The 21,037-nt window shown below is 49.8% G+C and carries 16 protein-coding genes; 3 read left to right on the top strand and 13 right to left on the bottom strand.

Annotated features, from left to right (window positions below; all coding sequences use genetic code 11):
* Positions 1-3: 3 nt before the first annotated feature.
* Both DXA36_RS13755 and DXA36_RS13750 read right to left on the bottom strand, forming a co-directional pair.
* A complete protein-coding gene (locus DXA36_RS13755; RefSeq protein ID WP_118680140.1) occupies positions 4-870 on the bottom strand; it encodes a respiratory chain complex I subunit 1 family protein in 867 nt (288 codons plus the stop codon).
* Positions 870-2,795: an NADH-quinone oxidoreductase subunit 5 family protein gene (locus DXA36_RS13750; protein WP_118680138.1), complete on the bottom strand. Its 1,926-nt coding sequence runs from the start codon at positions 2,793-2,795 to the stop codon at positions 870-872. The genes DXA36_RS13755 and DXA36_RS13750 overlap by 1 nt, the downstream gene beginning before the upstream one ends.
* Positions 2,796-3,086: 291 nt before the next feature.
* On the opposite strand from DXA36_RS13750, the gene DXA36_RS13745 reads away from it, so the two are divergent.
* A complete protein-coding gene (locus DXA36_RS13745) occupies positions 3,087-3,332 on the top strand; it encodes a permease of phosphate ABC transporter (RefSeq protein WP_118680136.1) in 246 nt (81 codons plus the stop codon).
* Positions 3,333-3,511: 179 nt separating this feature from the next.
* Here DXA36_RS13745 and DXA36_RS13740 read toward each other — a convergent pair whose 3' ends face one another.
* Positions 3,512-6,634 carry a glycosyl hydrolase gene (locus tag DXA36_RS13740; protein WP_118680134.1) on the bottom strand — a complete coding sequence of 1,041 codons (3,123 nt, stop codon included), beginning with the start codon at positions 6,632-6,634 and terminating at the stop codon, positions 3,512-3,514.
* 195 nt (positions 6,635-6,829) lie between these two features.
* On the opposite strand from DXA36_RS13740, the gene DXA36_RS13735 reads away from it, so the two are divergent.
* Entirely contained in the window at positions 6,830-7,858 is a 1,029-nt protein-coding gene (locus DXA36_RS13735) for an AraC family transcriptional regulator (RefSeq protein WP_118680132.1), read from the top strand.
* Positions 7,859-7,921: 63 nt separating this feature from the next.
* On the opposite strand, the gene DXA36_RS13730 is transcribed toward DXA36_RS13735, so the two are convergent.
* From DXA36_RS13730 to DXA36_RS13690, 9 genes are all read right to left on the bottom strand, one after another.
* Complete coding sequence (locus DXA36_RS13730; RefSeq protein WP_118680130.1) at positions 7,922-8,809, bottom strand: fumarylacetoacetate hydrolase family protein; 888 nt, start codon at positions 8,807-8,809, stop codon at positions 7,922-7,924.
* Between the two features lie 133 nt (positions 8,810-8,942).
* Positions 8,943-10,616 (bottom strand): alpha-glucosidase, encoded by a 1,674-nt coding sequence (locus DXA36_RS13725; protein ID WP_118680128.1) that lies wholly within the window; start codon positions 10,614-10,616, stop codon positions 8,943-8,945.
* A gap of 149 nt (positions 10,617-10,765) precedes the next feature.
* On the bottom strand, positions 10,766-11,179 hold the full coding sequence (locus DXA36_RS13720) for a DUF2871 family protein (protein ID WP_118680126.1): 414 nt from the start codon (positions 11,177-11,179) through the stop codon (positions 10,766-10,768).
* Positions 11,180-11,280: 101 nt separating this feature from the next.
* The gene (locus tag DXA36_RS13715) at positions 11,281-11,946 is read right to left on the bottom strand and encodes a hypothetical protein (protein ID WP_118680124.1); all 666 of its coding nucleotides are present in this window, start codon (positions 11,944-11,946) and stop codon (positions 11,281-11,283) included.
* A gap of 11 nt (positions 11,947-11,957) precedes the next feature.
* Entirely contained in the window at positions 11,958-12,509 is a 552-nt protein-coding gene (locus DXA36_RS13710) for a TetR/AcrR family transcriptional regulator (RefSeq protein ID WP_118680122.1), read from the bottom strand.
* A 398-nt stretch (positions 12,510-12,907) separates the two neighbouring features.
* Positions 12,908-13,762 carry a sugar phosphate isomerase/epimerase family protein gene (locus DXA36_RS13705; RefSeq protein ID WP_118680120.1) on the bottom strand — a complete coding sequence of 285 codons (855 nt, stop codon included), beginning with the start codon at positions 13,760-13,762 and terminating at the stop codon, positions 12,908-12,910.
* 32 nt (positions 13,763-13,794) lie between these two features.
* The gene (locus DXA36_RS13700; protein WP_118680118.1) at positions 13,795-14,820 is read right to left on the bottom strand and encodes a Gfo/Idh/MocA family protein; all 1,026 of its coding nucleotides are present in this window, start codon (positions 14,818-14,820) and stop codon (positions 13,795-13,797) included.
* A 123-nt stretch (positions 14,821-14,943) separates the two neighbouring features.
* Entirely contained in the window at positions 14,944-16,116 is a 1,173-nt protein-coding gene (locus tag DXA36_RS13695; protein WP_118680116.1) for a Gfo/Idh/MocA family protein, read from the bottom strand.
* Positions 16,117-16,169: 53 nt separating this feature from the next.
* Positions 16,170-16,955: a sugar phosphate isomerase/epimerase family protein gene (locus tag DXA36_RS13690; RefSeq protein WP_118680114.1), complete on the bottom strand. Its 786-nt coding sequence runs from the start codon at positions 16,953-16,955 to the stop codon at positions 16,170-16,172.
* A 231-nt stretch (positions 16,956-17,186) separates the two neighbouring features.
* Here DXA36_RS13690 and DXA36_RS13685 point away from each other — a divergent pair, with 231 nt between their 5' ends.
* On the top strand, positions 17,187-18,068 hold the full coding sequence (locus DXA36_RS13685) for a helix-turn-helix domain-containing protein (protein ID WP_182479069.1): 882 nt from the start codon (positions 17,187-17,189) through the stop codon (positions 18,066-18,068).
* Positions 18,069-18,150: 82 nt separating this feature from the next.
* Here DXA36_RS13685 and DXA36_RS13680 read toward each other — a convergent pair whose 3' ends face one another.
* Positions 18,151-20,772, bottom strand: a complete 2,622-nt coding sequence (locus tag DXA36_RS13680; RefSeq protein WP_118680110.1) for a hypothetical protein — start codon at positions 20,770-20,772, stop codon at positions 18,151-18,153.
* Positions 20,773-21,037: the final 265 nt, after the last annotated feature.

Genomic DNA, 21,037 nt, shown 5'->3' with positions numbered 1-21,037 from the left:
CCTTTATTTCATCAGCATGACGATCATCAGGTTAATCCCGCCTGCCGCCAGCGTTACAATCCAGGTCCACTTCAGCATAATCTGCCATTTTACCCTGGGGAACGTGTTGTCAATCAGGGTTTCCACAAGGAACGCCAGCAGGCAGACCAAAATAGCCGCCGGAATGCTCCACCAGCTGGAATTGACGATAAAAAGCCCCACGACTCCCAGCAGGAATACATTTTCATACCAGTGGGATAACGTAACCAGAGCCAGGATATTTCCGGAAAGTTCAGTTGTCAGCCCTCTTACCATTTCCTGATGGGCATGGTGGGAGGTACTGATATCATAAGGTGATTTCCGGAATTTGATAGTCAGGATATAAAGGAAGCCGATAAAAAATCCGGGCAGGAGACAGATTGCGGAAATATCGCTCTGTGCGATCTCCTTTACGGAAAAGCTTCCTGTGGCTATATAAAATCCGATGGCGGTAAGCAGAACCATAGGTTCATAAGCCATCATCTGCATCAGTTCCCTCTGCGCTCCCATGGAGCTGTAAGGCGCATTGGCCGAACAGGCTGACATGATGAAGAATATCCCGGCCAGGGTCAGGGCAAAGAATACCAGCAGGATATCGCCGCCCCAGAAAAACAAAGCACCCGTAAAGACCACGAATACCAGGAATCCGCACACCAGGAAATCCTGCACGCTGTTCACCACAACGGACTGTTTGGCGAACAGCTTGTTGATATCATAAAAAGGCTGCAGCACGGAAGGCCCTTTCCTTCCCTGCATGCGGGCCGCCACCTTACGGTCGATGCCTTCCAGAAGGCCGCCCAGAAAAGGTGCGCAGATAATATACAAAACAGCGAGTAAGAAATATACGGACATCAGAGCGCACCTCCTATCGTCATAATCATAAGAATAATCAGTGCTCCCGAAGCAAGCACCAGGGACGGCAGGAGAAGCTTGTTTTCCCCGAAATAATCCGGCATGTACCAGTTAGCCAGATACATGTGCTTTTCTTCCCCGAAGGAGTCCGTAAAATTCCTGTCATCCCCTGCATTGGCTCCGCCCATATAGGACATAACCAGCTTGTTTTTCTTGCCCAGGGTCAGTATACGCACCGCCACCGGCAGCACCAGGATGGTACAGAGCATCATAATCATAATATACAGGTTGCCGGTTCCGATGAGGTTAGGCACATACTGGTGATACATATCCATCAGGAAAGGCTCAATCAGGTATGTGGATACCAGCGGGAAGGAAAGGCACAGAGCTACCATGAGCACACTCAGGGATATCAGGGAAGTCCATTCGCTCTTCTTGGTCACGTTGGTAAGCTGCTCCGAATGATGATGGACCGCCACCAGTGTTCCCAGCCACTTGGTCCAGTAGAACAAGGTGGTAGCACTGCCGAATACCAGGAAAATAACCAGCAGGATACTTCCGGAATCCACATAGGCCTTCAGTGCCGCCCACTTGGAAATCAGCATGCCGAAGGGTGCAAGGAACATACCCGCGATACCGATAATCATTACGTAAGCCAGTCCGGGCAGCTTTACAATCAGCCCGTGCATATCTTCAATATTTCTGCTCCCTGTACAGTTTTCCACCGCGCCTACGGAAAGGAACATCAGGGATTTGGATACGGCATGGAACATCATCAGGAGGATGGCCGCCCATACCGCTTCATGCATTCCCACGCCGGCACAGGCTGTAATCAGCCCCAGATTGGAGATCGTGGAATATGCCAGAACCTTTTTCCCGTCATCCTGGGAAATCGCCAGCATGGAGGTTACCAGGAAGGTAAAGCCGCCTATGGTGGTCACCATCATACCTGCCAGATTGCCTTCCATGGCAGGTGCAAGGCGGATCAGCAGATACACGCCGGCCTTAACCATGGTCGCGGAATGCAGCAGTGCGCTGGTAGGCGTAGGCGCCACCATCGCTCCGAGAAGCCAGCCGGAAAAAGGAAGCTGGGCGCTCTTGGTCAGCCCCGCAAAAGCCAGGAATACCACCGGTATCAGGGCAAGCCCTGCCTTCGCATCCGCGCTGACAGCAAGGGCAACCAGATCCTGGATATTGATGACCTGAAGGGAAATTGCCGCATAAGCAATGGCCACGGCAAAACCCAGGCCGCCCAGCAGGTTCATCCACAGGGCCTTAAAGGAATTCTCCATGGCCTCATCCGTCTGGTTGTAGCCAATCAGCAGGAAGGAGCAGATACTGGTAATCTCCCAGAAGAAATAAATCCAGATCAGATTGCTGGAGAAAATCAGTCCCATCATAGCTCCCAGGAACAGAAACAGCATTCCGAAAAAGAAGTACCTTCTGTCCTTGTAATCCAGATGGTGCCTGTTGTAGTCCTTCATATAACCCAGGGCATACACACAGATCAGACAGCCCACAATTCCGATGATTAAGCTCATGGCAATCGTCAGCTTGTCCGCATAAATATGGTTTCCGGGAATTTCCGTACGGCCGGTAAGCTCCAGCCAGGTCATCAACCCCGTCTGTGCAAGAGACAGCAATGCACAATAATACTTTTTAAATTTAAAGCTGTAATAAAATACAAGAACTACCAAAGCCCATTCCACCGCCAGCATCAGCATATCGATACCGTGCGTGTGAGGCAGGTAGGAAACGGTTTCGCCAGATATCAGGCTGGTCACCGCAAAGATAATAACTGCCGCTACTAAGATCCCGCAGAGAGTAAACTGGACGCATCTTCTGACCAGTCCGCTCTTTCTCATGCATGACATAACGAGCGCAGCAAAGAAAGGAAACAGAATCAAAAAACCTATCATTCCCATATGGAATTTCCCCCGCTTTCGCCTTATTGGACTTTTACTCAGGCTCATAGGTGGGTAGTACGTGTGCCGGACGTATTGCTCATCTAACAAAGTTTGAATCAGTCCTTATCCATCCTACTTCTCTTGTCCGAAAGTGTCAAGTGACAAGTAGGAAAAAAATGTAGAAAGAAAATCCAAATGCTGTTTTTGTGTGGTATAATATAGGCAGCACTACTTACCCTTGCTGTTACGGCCGGCAGGGAAACTGCCGTTCACCGCATGATTCCCTTACTGTATAAAGGAGGTTTCCGTATGAAATGTCTGTTCAGCTGTGCCAATCAATATGTAAAAGAATCGGACTGGAAGGATCTGGCGCTGGTTAAATTCTGCCTGTGTGCCATCGGCGTCATGATCGGTCTTTCCATCCCCAGGAAGAAAAAGAAAGTCCCCTTCCTGATCGCCGCCGTCATTTTCACTGCAACCTATATCCCTTTGATGACAAAATTCCTTCGGATTGTATGCCGCAAGGATGACGGGGAAGCTTGTGAATGTGAATAACAACCGGTAACCGTAAAAGTAAACTTCCATGCCCGGTTCCCCGGGCAACACCATGCATGAAAACAGCCGGGCCGAATGGCCATCCATACTGTGGAAGCGAAGCTTTCACAGTCACAAAACCGGCCCTGCAGAATGACTTTGCAGGGCCGGTTTTAGGATCTGCGGCCGGAACCGTTTCCTTATTTATGCAGGGCATCCGCCTGTTTTACCGGGATAATCCTGGGTGCCGACAGCACGCCCATGCGTTTCAGCTGATATTCATGGCTGAAGCCGGCCCCGAACGTTCTCCAGGCATTCGGCCCCACCCAATGCTCATATTCATTGCAGGCATGCACCGTACCAAAGGCATTCACCCGGTTGCCATAAGAAATAATGGTGATGTTATGCTTTCCTTTTTCCAGACGGCCCAGCGGTACCTGATAAGGAGCCAGGTCAATCCTTCCCGCCTGCTTTCCGTCAATCATAACCTTAAGAAGGGGCGCCCTGAATTTTTCTGCGGCAAGGATATACTCCCCAGCCTCTTCCGCCGTAAATTCCGTTTCATAAATCATATTCCCGGCATAGAAGGGGAAGCCCTGATCCACATAATCGCCGAATGCGATCTGCTCCGGCAGAGGGGTCAGCACCGCTCTGCTTCCTGTCACCCTGACACCGAAGCTTCCCAGCAGATAGTACCATTCCACATTGGTATTTCTGGAGTATGCGATCTTCAGGATAAGTTCCGAACGTCCCGCCGGAATGTGGGGCAGTGCCGTTTTACGGATACACTCATCCACAAAATAGCCCGCGTCCTTTTTCTCCACCTCGGTTCCGTTCAGCCATATGGAAGTGGCATCCGGTTCCTCAAGAGCCAGGAAGGCATCCTCCACCTCTATTTCCGAATCAATGGTAAAGCGAAGCTCCAGGATATGCTCCGGCGCGGATTTTTCACTGGTCCAGGGCTGGGCAAAGGCTTCCATACGCAGAGGATAGCCGGCAGTTTCCCGGCAGACATTATCCAGGCGCAGGATTTCTTCCCTTTCCTGCCATCCGCCTCCGTCAAAACGGTACTCCGCCATGTCCAGAAGCAGCACGTTAGGCTCGGAAAGCCGGTAAGGCATGCGGGAGGACAGATGAGTCCCTTCTTCCTGCGTATATTCCTCTTCTGCGGCGTTTTCCGCAGCTTCTTTGCACCCTTCGGCCGGCGACAGTTTAAGCAGAACGCTGGAATGATCATACATGTTATGTAAAAAGCTGGTGACGTGGCCGTTACTTTCCGTGGCTGCCGGATATATTTCCCCTGTCATGGTATCGTACTCTTCCACCTTCCAGTTTCCTTTCAGCCGGAAAGTAATCCTTTCTTTTTTGGGAATATCCGGATTCTTCATTTTTCTGCCGTTGCAGACAAACAGCCAGCGGGTATCCCCGTCGTCACGCATCTGGTAAATCAGCTGTTCCGAAAGATTCCCTGCTTCCGTGCGCAGCTCCACATCCCGGTAAGGATCCAGCGCTTTCACCAGTGCGCTCCTGGAAAAGCCGATATGACGGCATTTCCCGTAAAGCTCCTTTCCTGCTTCCGACGGCCTTGCATCCACAAGGGAAGGGGCTTCTCCCATAAAGAGGACATCCCCGCCGTTCTTCCGGAATTCCTCCAGACAGGAAACCGTGGTATTTCTCAGCGTTTCATTGCCGGGAACCACCACCGCATCATACTCCATATCTCCCACATGGAATTTACCATCCTCCAGCGCCTGATACTGCGCGGGCAGAAGGGATTCCGCAACGAAATCGAAATCCAGCTGGGAGAAAAGAAGCCACTCCGTCACATTGGAGAACCGGCTCTCCAGCTCCTCTCTAATCAAAGCGGTCTGCTCCTTCGGCCCGTAATGGAGCCAATAGCTTTCAATCGGATGAACCACCGCAATGCGCACATGTGCTTTTCCCCTTGTCAGCGCGGTATTCACTCTGGCAAAGTGATCCTCTATCATTCCATATTCCCTGTACCAGGGGGACTGGTAGAAAATAGAGGCCGGATAATCCCGTTTGGCTTCTCCGTTCATACTGTCCCAGGAAAGGTGATGCACGCGCAGGGTAACGCCCAGTGCGGCCTGCCAGTCTCCCGCCAGCTTATGCCCGCGGAAATCAAAATCCCAGTTGGTCACCCCGTAAAGCTCACTGAGAACACCCGGGCATCCATACTGATGGGACGCGGACTGCGCCTGCTTTGCCGTGGTATATTCCCTCCAGTCACAGAGCATGTCAATCCCCGGCATCTGGAAGCTTCTGTAAGAACGCATTGCCTCACCCAGAGCGTTTGTCTGGGAAGTGAGCGTAGGTTCTTCCATCATATGGCCGGTGAGCATAATCCCATGATCGTTGCACCAGTTTCCAATGGTATCCGCGAAGGAGGAGGAAAACTGTTCCGCCACAAAATCATGATAATGGTAACGGGGCGCCGATACCTTTTCCTCCGGGATCTCCCAGATAAGCTCTGGTATGGTATCAAAGAAATCCTCTCCATAAGCTGCTTTATAGCCTTCCGGCAGGCTGTCCGTATAGGGAAGGATCACATCCTCCCCGGATTCCGCAAAGCTCAGTGTGGTCTTATGGGAAAACTGCGGTTCATCCGTAAAAATAGACGGAACGGTCTTTCCGAATTCCTCTCCCACACAGCCCAGATACTGCTCGTGGGTTTCTTCAATAAACCGCTCAATAGCTTTGGGATTAAGCGTATCCACGTAGGTTTCGTTGTTATACCATGGGCTTTCCCGTGCGATTTCCTCATACAGGAACCATATGTTCTCTCCCTGTTCCCCGTCCGCCAGACGGCGGTATTCCTTCAGGCAGCCGTTTTCCAGGGTGATGTCATAACGGGCCAGAAGCGTTCCGTTCCCCTGAACGGCAGCCTTGCTGGAGGAATCAAAACCCAAATCCTTATTTTGGCGGTCTTCGTTGGAAACCGGTGTGAACACCAGATACCGGCTGCGGTATTCCACGTCCTTCGTCACCTTTCCGCCCGCTGCCCCGGAGGGCCAGCGATCCTCATCATACAGATAGGCATACATGCCCTCCGCCTTCGCCTTATCCACACAGGCACGGACACATTCCTTATATTCTTCTCCCATATAAGGCGTATCCAGACCGGTACGGCAATGCATATGGAATCCCCCGATTCCCATTTCTTTAAAATAATCAATATGCCTTACCAGCACTTCCGGGGATAACGCCTGGTTCCATGCCCAGAACGGTGCCCCGCGGTATTCATTTGTTGGATTTTGGAACAATTCCCTGCTCAGGCTTTTTTCTTTGCTTTTCTGATACATTTCTTTCCTTCCCTTCTCCTTTTCTTCCCATAAAGCGGCAATTTCACATTGCATTCTGCTTTCAGATTCTGTAAGATTATCATAGGAAATATACAGAAAAAGTAAATGGGAAGAAGGAACAAAATTGTAATTTGGAACACTAAATTACATAAAAAATAAAAGCCATTATTTTCTCCTGAAAGGACAAGGACAGCTATGGGAACAGAAAAGGAAACCAAAAATATAATCGCCCTGGACCGGATCGCCCCTTATGTTAGATATGTGAATTATAAGATTTTCGACGGAGGTACGCTTCTCCCGGAACGTATCATTTATGATCATGAATTTATTTACTGCCTCAGCGGGGAGGCATGTTTTCTATACGCAGGGGAAACCTACACGGTTAAAAAAGGGGAGCTGTTCTATATATGCCCCCGCCTTCACAACACAATGATTGTACCGGAAGGGAAAACCTTCCGGGTACACTGCGTCCACTTCGACTGGATTTCCCCGGAAGCCCGGTATGATTTCCGCGCGGAGCAGGTATATCTGCACAAGGAAAACCTGCCTGCCCACGCAGAAGCACCCGATCCCCTGTCCGGGAAAACCTTTGAGACAAATAACCTGTCCCAAAATACACTTCCTCCCATAAAGGAAGAACGGCTGCTGGAGCGGCCGAACCCGGAAGTGGATCCCGCCCTGTTTCCTCCCCTGATCACCGGGCTGGATTACGATACCACAGCCCCCCTCTTTAAAGAACTGTACCAAAGCTATTCCCAGCTGGGCATCGGCGCAAGGCTGCGGGAACGCGCCCTTTTCCTCCAGCTGGCCGCCGAAGTCTGCGGCCTCACCTCACCGTCCAGGGATTCCTGCGGGCTGTTCCATCAGAAAACCATCAGTGAGGCCGTCAATTATATCCAGGAATACTATACGGAGGATATTTCCCTCCCCCTTTTAGCCGCCCACTCCGGCCTTTCCCCTAAATATTTCGGTCGGCTTTTCCGGGAACAGACCGGCTTCACCGTGCGGGAATACCTGACCGGCATCCGGATCCGCAATGCCAAACACCTGCTCGCCCACACGGACAGTCCGCTGGAACAAATCGCCTCCGGCACCGGCTTTCAGGATAAATTTTATTTTACCAAGGTATTCAAACGGCTGACCGGCATCACTCCCGGCAAATACAGGAAAGCTTACGGGCACCTGGATGAAATGAAACAGGGGGAGCAGGCATTTTTCTGGTAATGCCCGCTCTCCCTGCTGCATGCGATATCGCACCTTCCTTTCGGATGCCTGTGTCCCTGTTTTTCACTCCACCCGGTTAACAAGCCTTCCTATCTGCGGTATCTCGCAGACCACCTCGTCCCCTTTTTTCATAAAGCGGGGCGGATTGCTTCCCATTCCCACCCCCGCAGGCGTTCCTGTGGCGATGATATCCCCCGGTTCCAAAGTCATGCCCTTTGACAAATCTTCGATTATTTGGGGAATATCCGCAAGGAAAAACCGGGTATTGGAATCCTGCCGTTTTTCCCCGTTCACAAAGCTTTTCACATCTGCCTCCACGGGAAAAGGCAGGGCGGACTTATGCAGAACCACCGGGCCCATTGCGGTATAAGTATCCAGGCTTTTGCCCTTGAACCACTGTCCGTGGCGGTTCTGAATCCTTCTGGAGGAGATATCGTTAAAGACAGAGTAGCCGAAAATATATTCCTCCGCCTTATCGGCGGGTATATCCTTTCCTTCCTTTCCGATAATCACAGCCAGCTCCACCTCATAATCCAGCTGCTCGTCCAAATCCGGCCTCGCTTTTATGGCCTCCCCGCTTCCCAGAATACGGATCGCGCGTTTGGTAAAATAAACGGTTTCCGGACCTGCCTGGAAAGCAGACAGGGCCTCCGCTGCTTCTTCCCTGTGATCCTGATAGTTCACTCCCACACAAAGAATATCATGGACGGGCCTTTCTATCGGCGCCAGCAGCTTCACCTCTCCCACAGGGAGTACAGGGCAGTCCGTCTCCCCGCAATATGCCTGCCGCAGCTGATGCTCTTCGTTCTCTCCCACGCCTTCTATTACCTGCTGCATGATAGAGATCCCAAAACCCGGAAAAATCCGGGACAAGGGCAGGATCCCATTTTCTTCCTTATTGAAAATGCCTATTTCGGCCTTTCCGGCCTTTTCATATCGAATAAATTTCATTGCGGCTCCTCTCCGGAAAAATATTCCATTCCTTTTTCCAGTTTACTTCCCGGACAGGACGGTGTCAACGAAAAGGAAGGGAGCAGTTTGACAAGCGGTTATCAATCGTTATTGGTCACGGAGGGAACAGTAACTAACAATCCAGTTCCAAAACAATAGCATCACAGCTGCCCAGACCTATCCTGCTGCCCGCCGCATTTATCCTGCCATTGTTGCATAACAACTGCTTCTTTATCCCGGAAGGCAGCACCAATTTCCGCTCAACGGTTCCATAATTAGCCGCAACCAGAATTTTCTGCTCCGGCGTAATACGGTAAAAAGCAAAGATATCTTTCTCCTCCTCAAAAGCCGGACGGAATTCGCCGTACGTAAAGGTCTCTCTGTAAGCATCCGATTTGCGTAAAGCAAGCAGCTGTCTGTAATAATGAAGCACCGAATCCTTGTCTTTCTCTTCCCTGGCGGCGTTGACCTGCGTATAGTTGGGATTCACCTTCAGCCATGGCTTACCGCAGGTAAAGCCTGCGTTTTCTTCATCGCTCCACTGCATGGGGGTCCGGCTGTTGTCCCTGCTGAAGCGCGCTACCGCCTTCAGGGCATCCGCTTCCGTAAGCCCCGCCTCCAGCGCCACCTTATACTGATCCTTCGTACTGATATCATCATATTCTTCTATGCTGTCGAACAGACAGTTTGTCATTCCCAGCTCCTGTCCCTGATAAAGGAAGGGAATTCCCCGAAGCAGCACGCTGGTGGTCCCCAGCATCTGGATCCCCCGCGTATTCCGGGCATGATCCGGCAGATAGCGGGACGCCCCTCTGGGTTCGTCATGGTTTTCTATAATATTGGCCTTAAAACCGACCTTCTGCCCTTCCATCTGCGATGCAAAGAGGGCCGACCGCCATTCCTCAAAGGATATCTCTCCGGCTGTATGCCAGCCTTTTTCCCCGCCGGAAAGCACGGCTGCCGAGAAATCGAACATCGTGGAAAAATGGCCGTTATCCCCGATAAATTCCCGCAGTTCGTCTTCCTTCATATTAAATACTTCCGCAACCGTGAAGGCCCCGTATTTTTCAAAGGTTTCCTTTTTCAGTTCTTCCAGAAGCTCCCCGACGCCGTCAACCTCTTCCACCATCCTGGTGCAGCTCACAAGGCCGTCTGTGCCGTCCGCGGGATAATCCGGAAATGCCGTGTCTTTTTTAATATTGATTATCGCATCTATCCGGAAGCCGGCAACTCCTTTTTCCAGCCACCAGTTCACCATATCAAAAAGTTCTTTCTTAAGCCTGGGGTTATTCCAGTTCAAATCCGGCTGTTCCTTTGCGAACATATGCAGATAATATTGATCCGTTCCCGGCACCGGCTCCCAGGTACTCCCTCCAAAATAGGAACGGTAATTGCTGGGAGCCTTCCCGTCCTTTCCCTTTCGAAAATAGAAATAATCCGCATATTCGCCATCCGGATCCGCCAACGCCCTGCGGAACCATTCATGCTGGTCGGAGCAATGGTTAATCACCAGGTCCATAATAAGATACATGTCCCTTTTTTTCGCTTCCGCCAGCAGTTCATCGAAATCCTCCATTGTACCGAATTCCGGCGCAATTGCATAATAATCCGATATATCATAGCCCTGATCCACAAAAGGGGACCGGTACACAGGGGAAAGCCATATAATGTCCACTCCCAGCCCTTTCAGATAATCCAGCTTGCGGATCACGCCGCGCAGATCCCCGATGCCGTCACCGTCCGTATCCAGAAAGCTCTTGGGGTAAATCTGATATGCCACTTTGTCATGCCACCATTTTCTAACCATCGTAAAATCCCTCCATTTCCTGCTTTTTAAAGAATAGCATGGAAACGAAGGGATTTCTTGCATAAAAATATGAAAAACTAACACAATTCCAGGATTTATATCTTATCTTTCCCAGAATCAGCTTTGCCGCAAACCTTTCAGCCGCCTGATTATGCTGCCTTCTTCCTGATTTGCAGCAAAAGAAGTACCAGCCCGATACCAAGAAGAATGTGTCCAATTCCTGCTATCCCTGCTATGGAAGCATCCATTCCCCTGCTTAATGCCATGCCCCATACCTGTGTCAGCCCTCTTAAAAGAAAGCCTGCACCGGTAATATTCAATCCGACATGGTATAAAAGCAGCGCCCTTTTCGTCCGTTTTCCATCCGAAAACAGGAAATTTTTCTCCAGCAGCAGGAGGGCCAGGAAGAAAAACATCCCCAAAAGGAAATAATGGGTATGCATAAAAGCCAGGTTCGTCCTGCCTGTAAAACCGTTGAATTTAGTGAACTCCCGGTAAAACACACCGGAAACCAATGCAGTAAGTGCATAAATAAGTGCCGTATCCGCATATTTTTTACTCATATCCGCCCCTTCTTTCGTATAGCTTATCCAACTTCGCAGGTGCCAAATGGCCCTCTGGCAGCGGACGGAGGGCCATTTGGCACCTGTGAAGTTTGGATAGCTTATTTTTTTTCCTGCCGGTAAAGCTGCCAGCCCATAAATACAATCCACACATACGCTAATGTTTTAGGAATCATCAGCATCCCTACAGCCGGCGCCACGCCGGAAAAAAGGACCACTGGCAGATAAAAACCAAAAGAAAGCGCCACGGCCAGCGGCATAAAACGGAATACCGGATCCTTCCCTTTCCCGGCTTCCCTGGCAAAAATAACAATGATAATAACGCCCATAACAGCAAAAGGGATGTTACGTAAGATACCAAATAGCAAAGGCTGGCGGTATTCCAGCCACCGGTTCTGGGGAAGGAGGCAAAGGGCGGCCCGGAGAAGAGAAAGCGCCCACATCGTGCCGGTAAGCCCTTTTCTGCCCTCTATCTGATAACGTTCCCGCCAGATATAGTACAGAATCAAGTAAAAGACAGTCATAGTAATCGAGGTGATGAGTTTCCCCACACCAAGTGCCGCCGCATTCGCTTCCAGCCCGGTAGTCCATAGCGCATAGGAACGGGGAATGAGGTGGAACGCGTCCCCAGCTCCGAGCAGTGCGGACATCAGGCCCGCCTTTTTCACCAACGGCCCTTTTCCCTTAATCAGCATGGTAAGCCCTGCTATCAGAGCAAAGCTTAGATAAAGACAATCAAAAACGGTCTCTGCAATTGCCTGTGCCATAATAAATCTCCTTATTCATAGATGGTTTTTTTAACGATTTCCAGAAAAAATAAAAAATCCTGCATATCCGCCTTCAGAAGCAATATCATATTCATCATGATGAAGCGTGCATATCGTTCTTTGGTAAAGGCTTCATTCCAGATATCCGCACGCACCTTATCATCCGCTTCCAGTCTTTGGACAATCCCCTTCTCCAACACGGCTTTCATGGATTCCATCCTCATTAGCCCGGCATCTTCTACGTTTCCCAGACTATGCATGAGCATCCCGGCCGAACTGTCGATACGCTTGCGCAGAAAGGAATAGATTTCTTCCATCTGTTTGCAGAAGTTATCTGCCTTTATCTTCTCCTTCATCTCCAAAAGCGTATTTTTCCAGTATTCTTCCGTAAGTGCAAGCAGGATTTCGTCCTTGCCCGCGAAGTAATTGTATACGGTACCTGTCGCTACCCCGGCTTTCCCGGCGATAGAACGGATATTGACCGCTTCCGGCCCGTCTGTATCCGCAAGCTCACGCGCATACGCAAGCAAAGTATCCCGCAGGGTATCATCCTTCCTTCGCATATTGGCATCCTTTCTTTCCGCGATCGCCTTAAGTGAACATGTTCATTTATATTATAGAGTCTCCATTCTCTGATGTCAATCTATTTCTGAACACGTTCCCTTTCAGGTTATATTTCCGTTACTGTTCACTCCGTGACCAGCAACCTGCATAAATCCATTTAAAATCGCCTGCGGCGATGAGATTTATGCACTCTTGAATCACTTTCTCACGTACTGTGCAGTAAATGCACAGTACTGAGTGAACAGTAACATAATTCCCTCCTTCCTTCCGTCCGGGACAACTACCGACACAGATAATCGAAAGGAGCGGCTATAACCCGAAAAAAACGCCTATGGTTTACCTACCATAGGCGCAGATGCCTTTCCCTGTCATATCCCTGTCATTATCAGAAGCCGTCTCAGCCCAAAAGCTTGGTAAGAGCCTGATAAGCGGTACAGAATGCCGACTCTCCGTCTGTACGTCCTCTTTCCTTTGCTTCCTTTTCCAGAGCCTTCAGTCCTGCAAAATCAGCCAGATGCGGCTCCAAACTCAGGAAGCCGGCATATCCTTCTCGATCCAGCCTCGAAAGGATTTCCGCCACATTTCCATCCCCTTCTCCTGCCGGAACCACATCCCCGCTTTCCCAGAGGGCGTCCTTAATATGGATATAGGAAATATAAGGGCGCAGCATGTCATAAGCTTCCAGCGTATTTTGCCCGCACTGTACAAAGTTAGCGAAGTCAAAGGTACAGCGGAAATGTTCACCGTAAAAAGCCTTCATCAGTTCCAGACATCTTTCCGCCGTATCCCCGTATATATCCTTTTCATTCTCGTGAAGGAGTACCACATTTCTTCGGGCCGCATATTCCACCATGCGGTCCATCCTGCGCATTACCTCATCCCGGAAGCTGCCCGGCTCCTGTCCCTGGGGGATAAAAAAACTGAACATACGGATAAATGAGGTATCCCAAATACCTGCCAGTTCCACAACGTGCCGGTAGATTTCAAAGTGAGGCGCAAAATCCGCCGTAATATCTATTTTCCCTATCGGGGAACCCACTGCGGATATACGGATGCCATCCGCAGACAGCCGGCGCATCAATGCTTCCGCTTCTTTTTCCGTATAATCCGCCACCCCTTTGCCGTCACCGCTGCGGAATTCAATCCAGCCGATCCCAAGCTCCTTAAGCAGGGCCGTCTGTTTATCCACTGACGGATCAATCTCGTCCGCAAAACAGCTGACAGGACAATTCGTTAAAATCTTCCTTTCCATATCCAATCCCAATCCTTCCTTTACTCCGTCGCTTATCTGACGATCTCCACCACACCTGCACCTCTTGCCGATTCATAGGCTCCCAGCATGAGAAGGATGGTTTCCTTCATTCCATCCAGATCCTGTGGAAACCGCTGTCCTTCCCTGATACACCGGTAAAAATCGGCGATACAGTCCTTATGGCCGCAGCCCCAGTAGCTCTTTCCCAAGCATTCCGTGGAATGCCCGTCTCCTTTTTTACCCACAACGGGCTTTTCCACATGTCCGTCCATGAAATAATAGGTCACCTCCAGGTCTTCTATACGGATTGTCCTGTCTTCGCAGGCAATTTCTATCAGAGGCGGCACATCATCGCAATAAGCCGTGGTGGCATAGAAGCACGCGGAACTGTCCGCAAAGCGGATATAAGCCTCCATCGTATCCTCCACCTCAATAATCCCCTTCAGATGATGGTTCTGTATCCCGGCTTCCACCCACAGCGGCGTTCCCAGAAAATAAGCCAGCAAATCCATGGTATGTACGGACTGGTTGATCAGCGCCCCGCCGCCCTCGGTGGCAAGACTCCCCCGCCAGCCGCTTTCGGTATAATATTCTTTTCCCCGGCTCCAGGTAACGATTCCTCTTGCCCCCCGTATTTTTCCGGCTTTTCCGGAGGCAAGCAGTTCCTTCACCTCTATGACGCTTGGATTATAACGGTTCTGGAAACAAAAACCCAGCTTTTTGTCCGACTGTGCAGAGGCCTGTTCCAGCTCTCCCAGCTGCTGCCGGGAAATAACGGGAGGCTTCTCCATAAAGACATGGACTCCGTGAGAAAGTCCGTAAACCGCCATCGGCACATGAAGATAATGCGGCGTACAGATATGCAGGACATCCGGTTTTTCCTGTTCCAGCATATCCTCCAGGCTGCCGTATGCCTTCCCTCCATAGCGGGCGGCAAAATCCGCCGCCCTATTCTTTTTATTATCCGCAAATGCTACCAGTTCGCTGCCCGTCAGCTGGCTTATGCTTGCGGCATGTACGGATGCTATGCTGCCGCATCCAACAATCGCTGCTTTCATACGATGCCCCTCCTGCCCTTGATTTCAGGCTTTGACTGCGGAAGCCCGGCTTCCACAGTATTGATGGCCATTCGGCCCGGCTGCTTTCATTCATGGCGTTGCCCGGCGGACCGGGCATGGAATTTACTTTACTTTTGAACCGTAACTTCCTGCCGTACTGAAGGTTACCTCCTGCACGTTATCCTTTATCCGGGAATTGGCGCGCAGCTCGTTCAGTTTTTCCAGGAACAGATCTTCATCAAAAGGAATTTCCACCATCTTTCCGAGCCAGCTGGACAAATGCATGGCATTGGACAGGGTGAGCCCGTTTATACCTTCTTCCCCTCTCGCCACAAGAGGCTCCCCTCTTAATATATTGGCGGCAAAAGCCCGGAGGACTCCCGCATGCTGCGGATTTTCCCCGTCGGTAGCAAGCTCTGTGTAATGGCCGGAGGGTTTTGCGAAACCTTCCGTCGCGGTAAAGCAGTACTCTCTTTCGTTCACATCCAGTTCATAGAAGGTAAGCTTTTCCTCTTCACATACCAGCCTGCCTCTTTCCAGTGTCACTTCAAAACGGTTGGTGCCGGGCGCATCTCCCGTGGTTGTCACAAATACGCCGGTCGCTCCGCCGGGGAACTCCAGATATGCTGTAACATCATCTTCAATTTCCACGTCATGCCACTTTCCGATATGGCAGAAAGCCTGCACCCTGGAAGGCATTCCGCAAATCCACTGTAAAAGATCCAGGTTGTGCGGGCACTGGTTGAGCAGCACCCCGCCGCCTTCCCCTGCCCAGGTAGCACGCCAGCCGCCTGAGTTATAATATGCCTGGGTCCGGTACCAGTCGGTTACGATCCAGTTGACTCTCTTTATTTTGCCATATTCACCGCTATGTACAATATCATACATTTTACGGTATACGTGGTTGGTACGTTGGTTGAACATCATGGCGAACACCTTATCCGACCGGGATGCCGCTTCATTCATTTCCCTGACCTGTCTGGTATAAACCCCGGCAGGCTTCTCACAGAGGGCATGAAGCCCGTGGGCAAAGGCTTCCATAACAAGCCTGGGATGATCATAATGGGGCGTAGCCACCAGAACCGCATCACAGCAGCCGGAAGCTATCAGTTCATCTCCATTTTCAAATATACGCACGCGTTCAGGAAGGTTTTCCCTGGCCCAGTCTCTTCTGCTTTCCCGCAGATCCGCCACGGCCGCAAGCTCCATATCCGGCACCTTTCCTTCCAGAATCGTGCCGCAGTGGCCGCTTCCCATATTACCGATTCCTATAATTCCTAATCTCACCTTTTCCATAAAAAGCTCCTAATCTCCTTTATTTCCGCTGCTTTCCTGCGGATGGCCCCTTTTTACCGGTAGCCCGCTGCCGCCAGGTTATCGTAGCTTGTTTTCAGACAGTCAAATGGGCTTCCCTGGCAGGTATCCTGCTCCACCAGGATATATTGGCAGCTTGTATTTTCCAGTGCCTTCAGTATGGCGGGGAAATTCAGATTTCCTTCCATTACCGGCGCCATCAGCTGGCTGAAACCTTCCACCGACATATCCTTCAGATGGACACAGGGGATCCTGTCTTTCAGCAGCGTGATCCACTGGCACACATCACAGCCAGCGGCAGCAACCCAATAGGTATCCAGCGTAAAGCCCATTTCTTCGGCGCCAAACCCTTCCATCAAAAATTCCATGATCCGTTTCGGCCTGTCCGCCCCATTTTCCGGGCAGCCCGGCAGCTTCTGGAATTCAAAATTATGGTTATGATACATGAGAAGCTTTCCTGCAGCCGCTATTTTCTTTGCAGGCTCCCGGTAGTCGTCCATAAAGTGGGTGATCCACTCCTTGGTGCGGTATTTGTCCGGCATGGCGCCTAGGCCTATGTACTTGCAGCCCAGGATATCGTGCTCCCGGATCAGGTTTTCCGTATCGTAAAGGATGCGGTTGGCATCACTGTGTGTCAGGACAATCTCCAGCCCTGCCTCATCACAGATCTCCCTGACCCGTTCCGGCCTGATATCCTTCCCTATTGCGGAAATCTGCACTGTTTGATAGCCCATATCTGCAATTTTCTTCATGGTAAAGGAAAAATCCTTCTCATTCTGGGTATAGGCCCTTACCGTATAAGCCTGCGCTCCTGTCCTCATGTCTTTTATCCCTCTCTTTTCGGTTTTATGATACTGATTTAGGCTTTTTCCGCCCTGAAAGCAGATAGCCCTGCTTCCATGGAATGCTACGCTTCCATTACTATAGCCGGAGCAGGGAAAAAAAGCCATTGCACAGAAGTACTTTCTTATTGCAAATATAGCGGTGCTGAGCTATGCTGTTTCTGTGAGGGAAAGGAATACAAAAGAAATCGGCAAGGAGTACCGGACATCATGAACAGACAAGCCTATGTCAATAAGGAGCAGGTGCGCTTCGGCTATAACGAAAGTGAAACCCCCACGGAGGAATACGCCCTGCACTGCCATAATTTTTATGAGGTTTATTTTTTTCTGGACGGGGATGTGGATTATCTCGTGGAAGGCATGCAATATAAGCCTACTCCCAACAGCCTCCTGCTTTTGTCCCCCAATGTATTCCATGGGGTAAAAATCAATGGCAGCAGGCCTTACAAACGTTTTTCCATTCATTTCCATCCGGATATCCTGTCCGTGGAACGGCGTGTTTTCCTTCTGTCCGCCTTTCCGGCATTCGAAAAACAGACAGGGAAAAAAATTTATTATGAACAGGTGGAGCAATTTGGAATACCCGCTTATTTTGACGCGCTGGAGGACTGTGCCCTGAAGGATACCGCCCTGCAGGAACAGCTGCTGCCGGTATGTGTGGAGGCATTGCTTGCGCGCATCGTTTCCATGTCCGATGCTACGGGAACCGGTCTGCGGCCGCCATCCCCGGATCCCATCACCGGTATCCTGCTGTACCTGAACCGGCATCTGAAGGAAACAATCACACTGGATCAGCTTTCGGAACGATTTTTTCTCAGCAAGCATCATATGAATAAGGTTTTCCGGAAGGCTACCGGAACCACGGTATTTGATTATCTTCTTCATAAAAGGGTGACCCTGGCCCAGCAGCTTCTGATTGAGGGAAGCAGCGCACAGCAGGCTGCGGCAGAAGCAGGCTTCGGGGATTACTCTTCCTTTTACCGGGCTTATACCAAAATACTGGGGCATTCCCCCCTGCAGGACCGGGGTGTGCTGCCATCTCTCGGAAGCAATGCCGGCAAAGTGTTTGAAGATGTAAATTTACGGATTTAACAACGTTCCCTCTCCCGGATTCCTCCATATGTAACAGAAAGCCGCCTCTTACCGAGACGGCTTTCTTTTCTGCTTATTTATTTTATTTCTGCTTTTTCTTCTTTTTCTTTACGGCAAAGCCGGCCAGACAGACAGCCGCTCCCAGGGCGGCCAGACTCCAGGCGATGACAGGCGAACTGTCCCCGGTTCCGGGGCCTTTGCTTTCCCCAAGCACCCCTGACTGAGGGGGAAATGCCTCTCCCAGCACCGCTACATCAGGCGCTGCGCTTATCCCCAGCACTGCGGTCGTTGCCACGGGGGCAGGTGTATCCGGTGTCGGTGTCGGATTACCGGGTGTAGGTTCCTCCGGAGTGGGAGGGGTAGGCGGTGTGGGAGGGGTCGTCTGTTCATTACTGGTTAATTTTAAGCCGAGCGACCAGCCAAAATTCATATCCATATACACATTAGCTGTATATGGCCCATCTATCATCATATTCAGACCAAGCAGTTCCACTTCCGTACCGTTGTTAAAACCAGCAAATGACGCCCTGACCGTCTCTTCATATCCGGTTTCCCCACGCATCCAATTACCAATCGAATAATTTCTGCTCTCTGCTTGAGAAACTCCATCCGGAAGCAAACTAAGACAATAATTATAGAAGAAATTATAGCCGCATTCCGCAACCTCCGGATTTGTCTCCCGCATTTTGAAGCGGTTCCCACCAAAAATCCCCGCCTTATTAGAGCCTGATACCAATGCTTCTAAAGGAAGTTCCTCAAGAGACGCCGCATTTGTACCATAGTGCCGGTTATAATAATCTAAATAGTAATGGTTTAATTCTTTTATCCCTTCATATCCTGCTCTCTTCAGCACCCCATCTAAATAACCATCCGTCAAATACCTACTATTAGCCACACTATACGGTAAATCTTTAAGAGGTGCACCTTTATCATTAAACTTTTCCAGGTCCCTTTCTTCTGCATATTCACTCAAAAGAAAAAGGAGAGCTTTATTAGACGTACGGTTTGGCGACCAAGCCGTATTACTGAGTACAAGTAATGGAGAACCGTCAAACCCTATTGCCCCGTCTACCCATCCTATTACAATATCCGGTTTTGATGTAGCATAATTCCAGGTATAGCTATATTTTTCATCCGTTTCTTCATATTGTGCGGCCAAACTTTCAGATGCAATATAAAATGAATTATTTACATAAGAATAATCTGTACCGGAATTATTTACCAACTTGATCTTGAAGTTCACCTTGCATCCTGGCATATATGTCCCGTTAAGAAGTGTATTTAAGTCATTAATTGCATTTATATTGATCTCTTTTTTATTAAAACCATCCGGTATCGTATATTTTATATAGCCTTCATCTGATACATGCGATACATCAACAAGAATCCCGTCTGTAGTGGATTCTGTAATATCTACCGGATTAGCCTTCCACTTACTGTTACCGGAGGTATAGCTGTAGGTCCCTTTATTTGCCCAGGAAAGAGGGGTATAGATATTCCCGGAGGAAAGAAGGACAATCGGGAACGGGCTGAAACTATCGGTTTCAAAGGATATTTCTTTCTGCACTGCGTTTGTTTCCGCGCTCCTTGCACTCCTGTATTCTGCCTTCGGCATTTCATAAAGATCCGCCGCTTTTTCCACCTTTTCCTGCTTTCCGTCTCCGGCGGATACATGAAGCAGCTCTGCCTTCTGTACGCCGCCGTCAAAGGCGGGCGCTTCCGTAAATGTAATGATAACCTTTACCTGCTTGGAGGGCTGTACCACTTCTGCCGTCCCGTCCTCCCCTTTCTTTTCAAAATGAAGGCCGAAATCCATATGGCTCAGATATGTCATTCCATTTTTCTGTGCATATTCTTCCAGCAGACCGGTATCCGCAGCTTCCTTATCAGCCACCAGCTCAGCGCCCTTCAGGTTTTCATCATCCGCCGCTGCTTTTATGGTAATTGTTGCCCTGCCGTTTCCCACAGCAACATCCTTTTTCTCAAAAATCTGCTCTTCCCCGGCTTGTTTTTCCGTCCTTATTACAATTTCCGTATCCTCTGTAACCATATCACAGGTATAAGGAAAAATATATGGTTCTTCAGCTTCCGGTTCCTCTGCTGACAGCACTTCCCCGCCGCAGGTCACCTCAAGCAGGGTATAGCCTTCCTTTACGGTTACCCGGAAGGAAAAGGTTTCCTCTTTTTCCACACGTACCGGGCCTTCTACAGAAACAGCCTTTTCATCATATGTATATGTTAATGCAAAACCTGCTTCTTCCGTAATATCGTTGCCGGAAACACTGTTACCGGAGACACTGCCCGTTCCTGTTTCGGTCTCTGTTTCGACCTCCGTCTCAGGATCCTCTGTTTCTGTATCCTGCTCCAGACCGGACTCTGTCTGTGTTTCGTCCGTGGACTCTGTTTCAGAGACAGCTTCCGTCTCTCCCTCTTTACTCTCTGTGGATCCTTCCTCGCTCTCACGGGTGTGGCTTTCCTCTTCCGAAGCCTCCCCGGCATTCTCTTTATCTGTATTCTCTTTGTCTGTGTTTTCCCCGCTTGTGTTTTCTCCGCTTGTCTCTTCCGTCTTTTCTTCAACGGTTTCTACAGTATTACCGCTTACATCCTCAGCCAAAACGGTCAATGTATTTCCGGTTATCATTGCCGCCACTAAAAATGCCGCCAGTACTTTCTTTCCCCGTCCGCTCCTATTAGAATGTCTCATGAACTACTCCTTCCTCATTTCCCTTTTCCATTATCCGGGATTGAACCATTGAATTAATTTTACTATTCCGCATGTTACAAAAACCGTTACTTTTCATTGCAAAACATGCCTTTTGTAAAATTTTTCCTTTTTCCCCTTTTTTTGGCGTCGTTTTCTATCCTCCCCGCTATCTGTAAAGTTTGAGTTATTCCCACATCCACAAGCCACACCTTTTCGTCTCCGGCATATCATAATCTTAGGAGCTTTCATTTCCCGTCAATATATC

This window comes from Eisenbergiella sp. OF01-20 (assembly GCF_003478085.1).
Taxonomy (GTDB): domain Bacteria; phylum Bacillota; class Clostridia; order Lachnospirales; family Lachnospiraceae; genus Eisenbergiella.
Note: the sequence above shows the minus strand (reverse complement) of the source record. Positions and strands in the feature narration are given on the sequence as shown.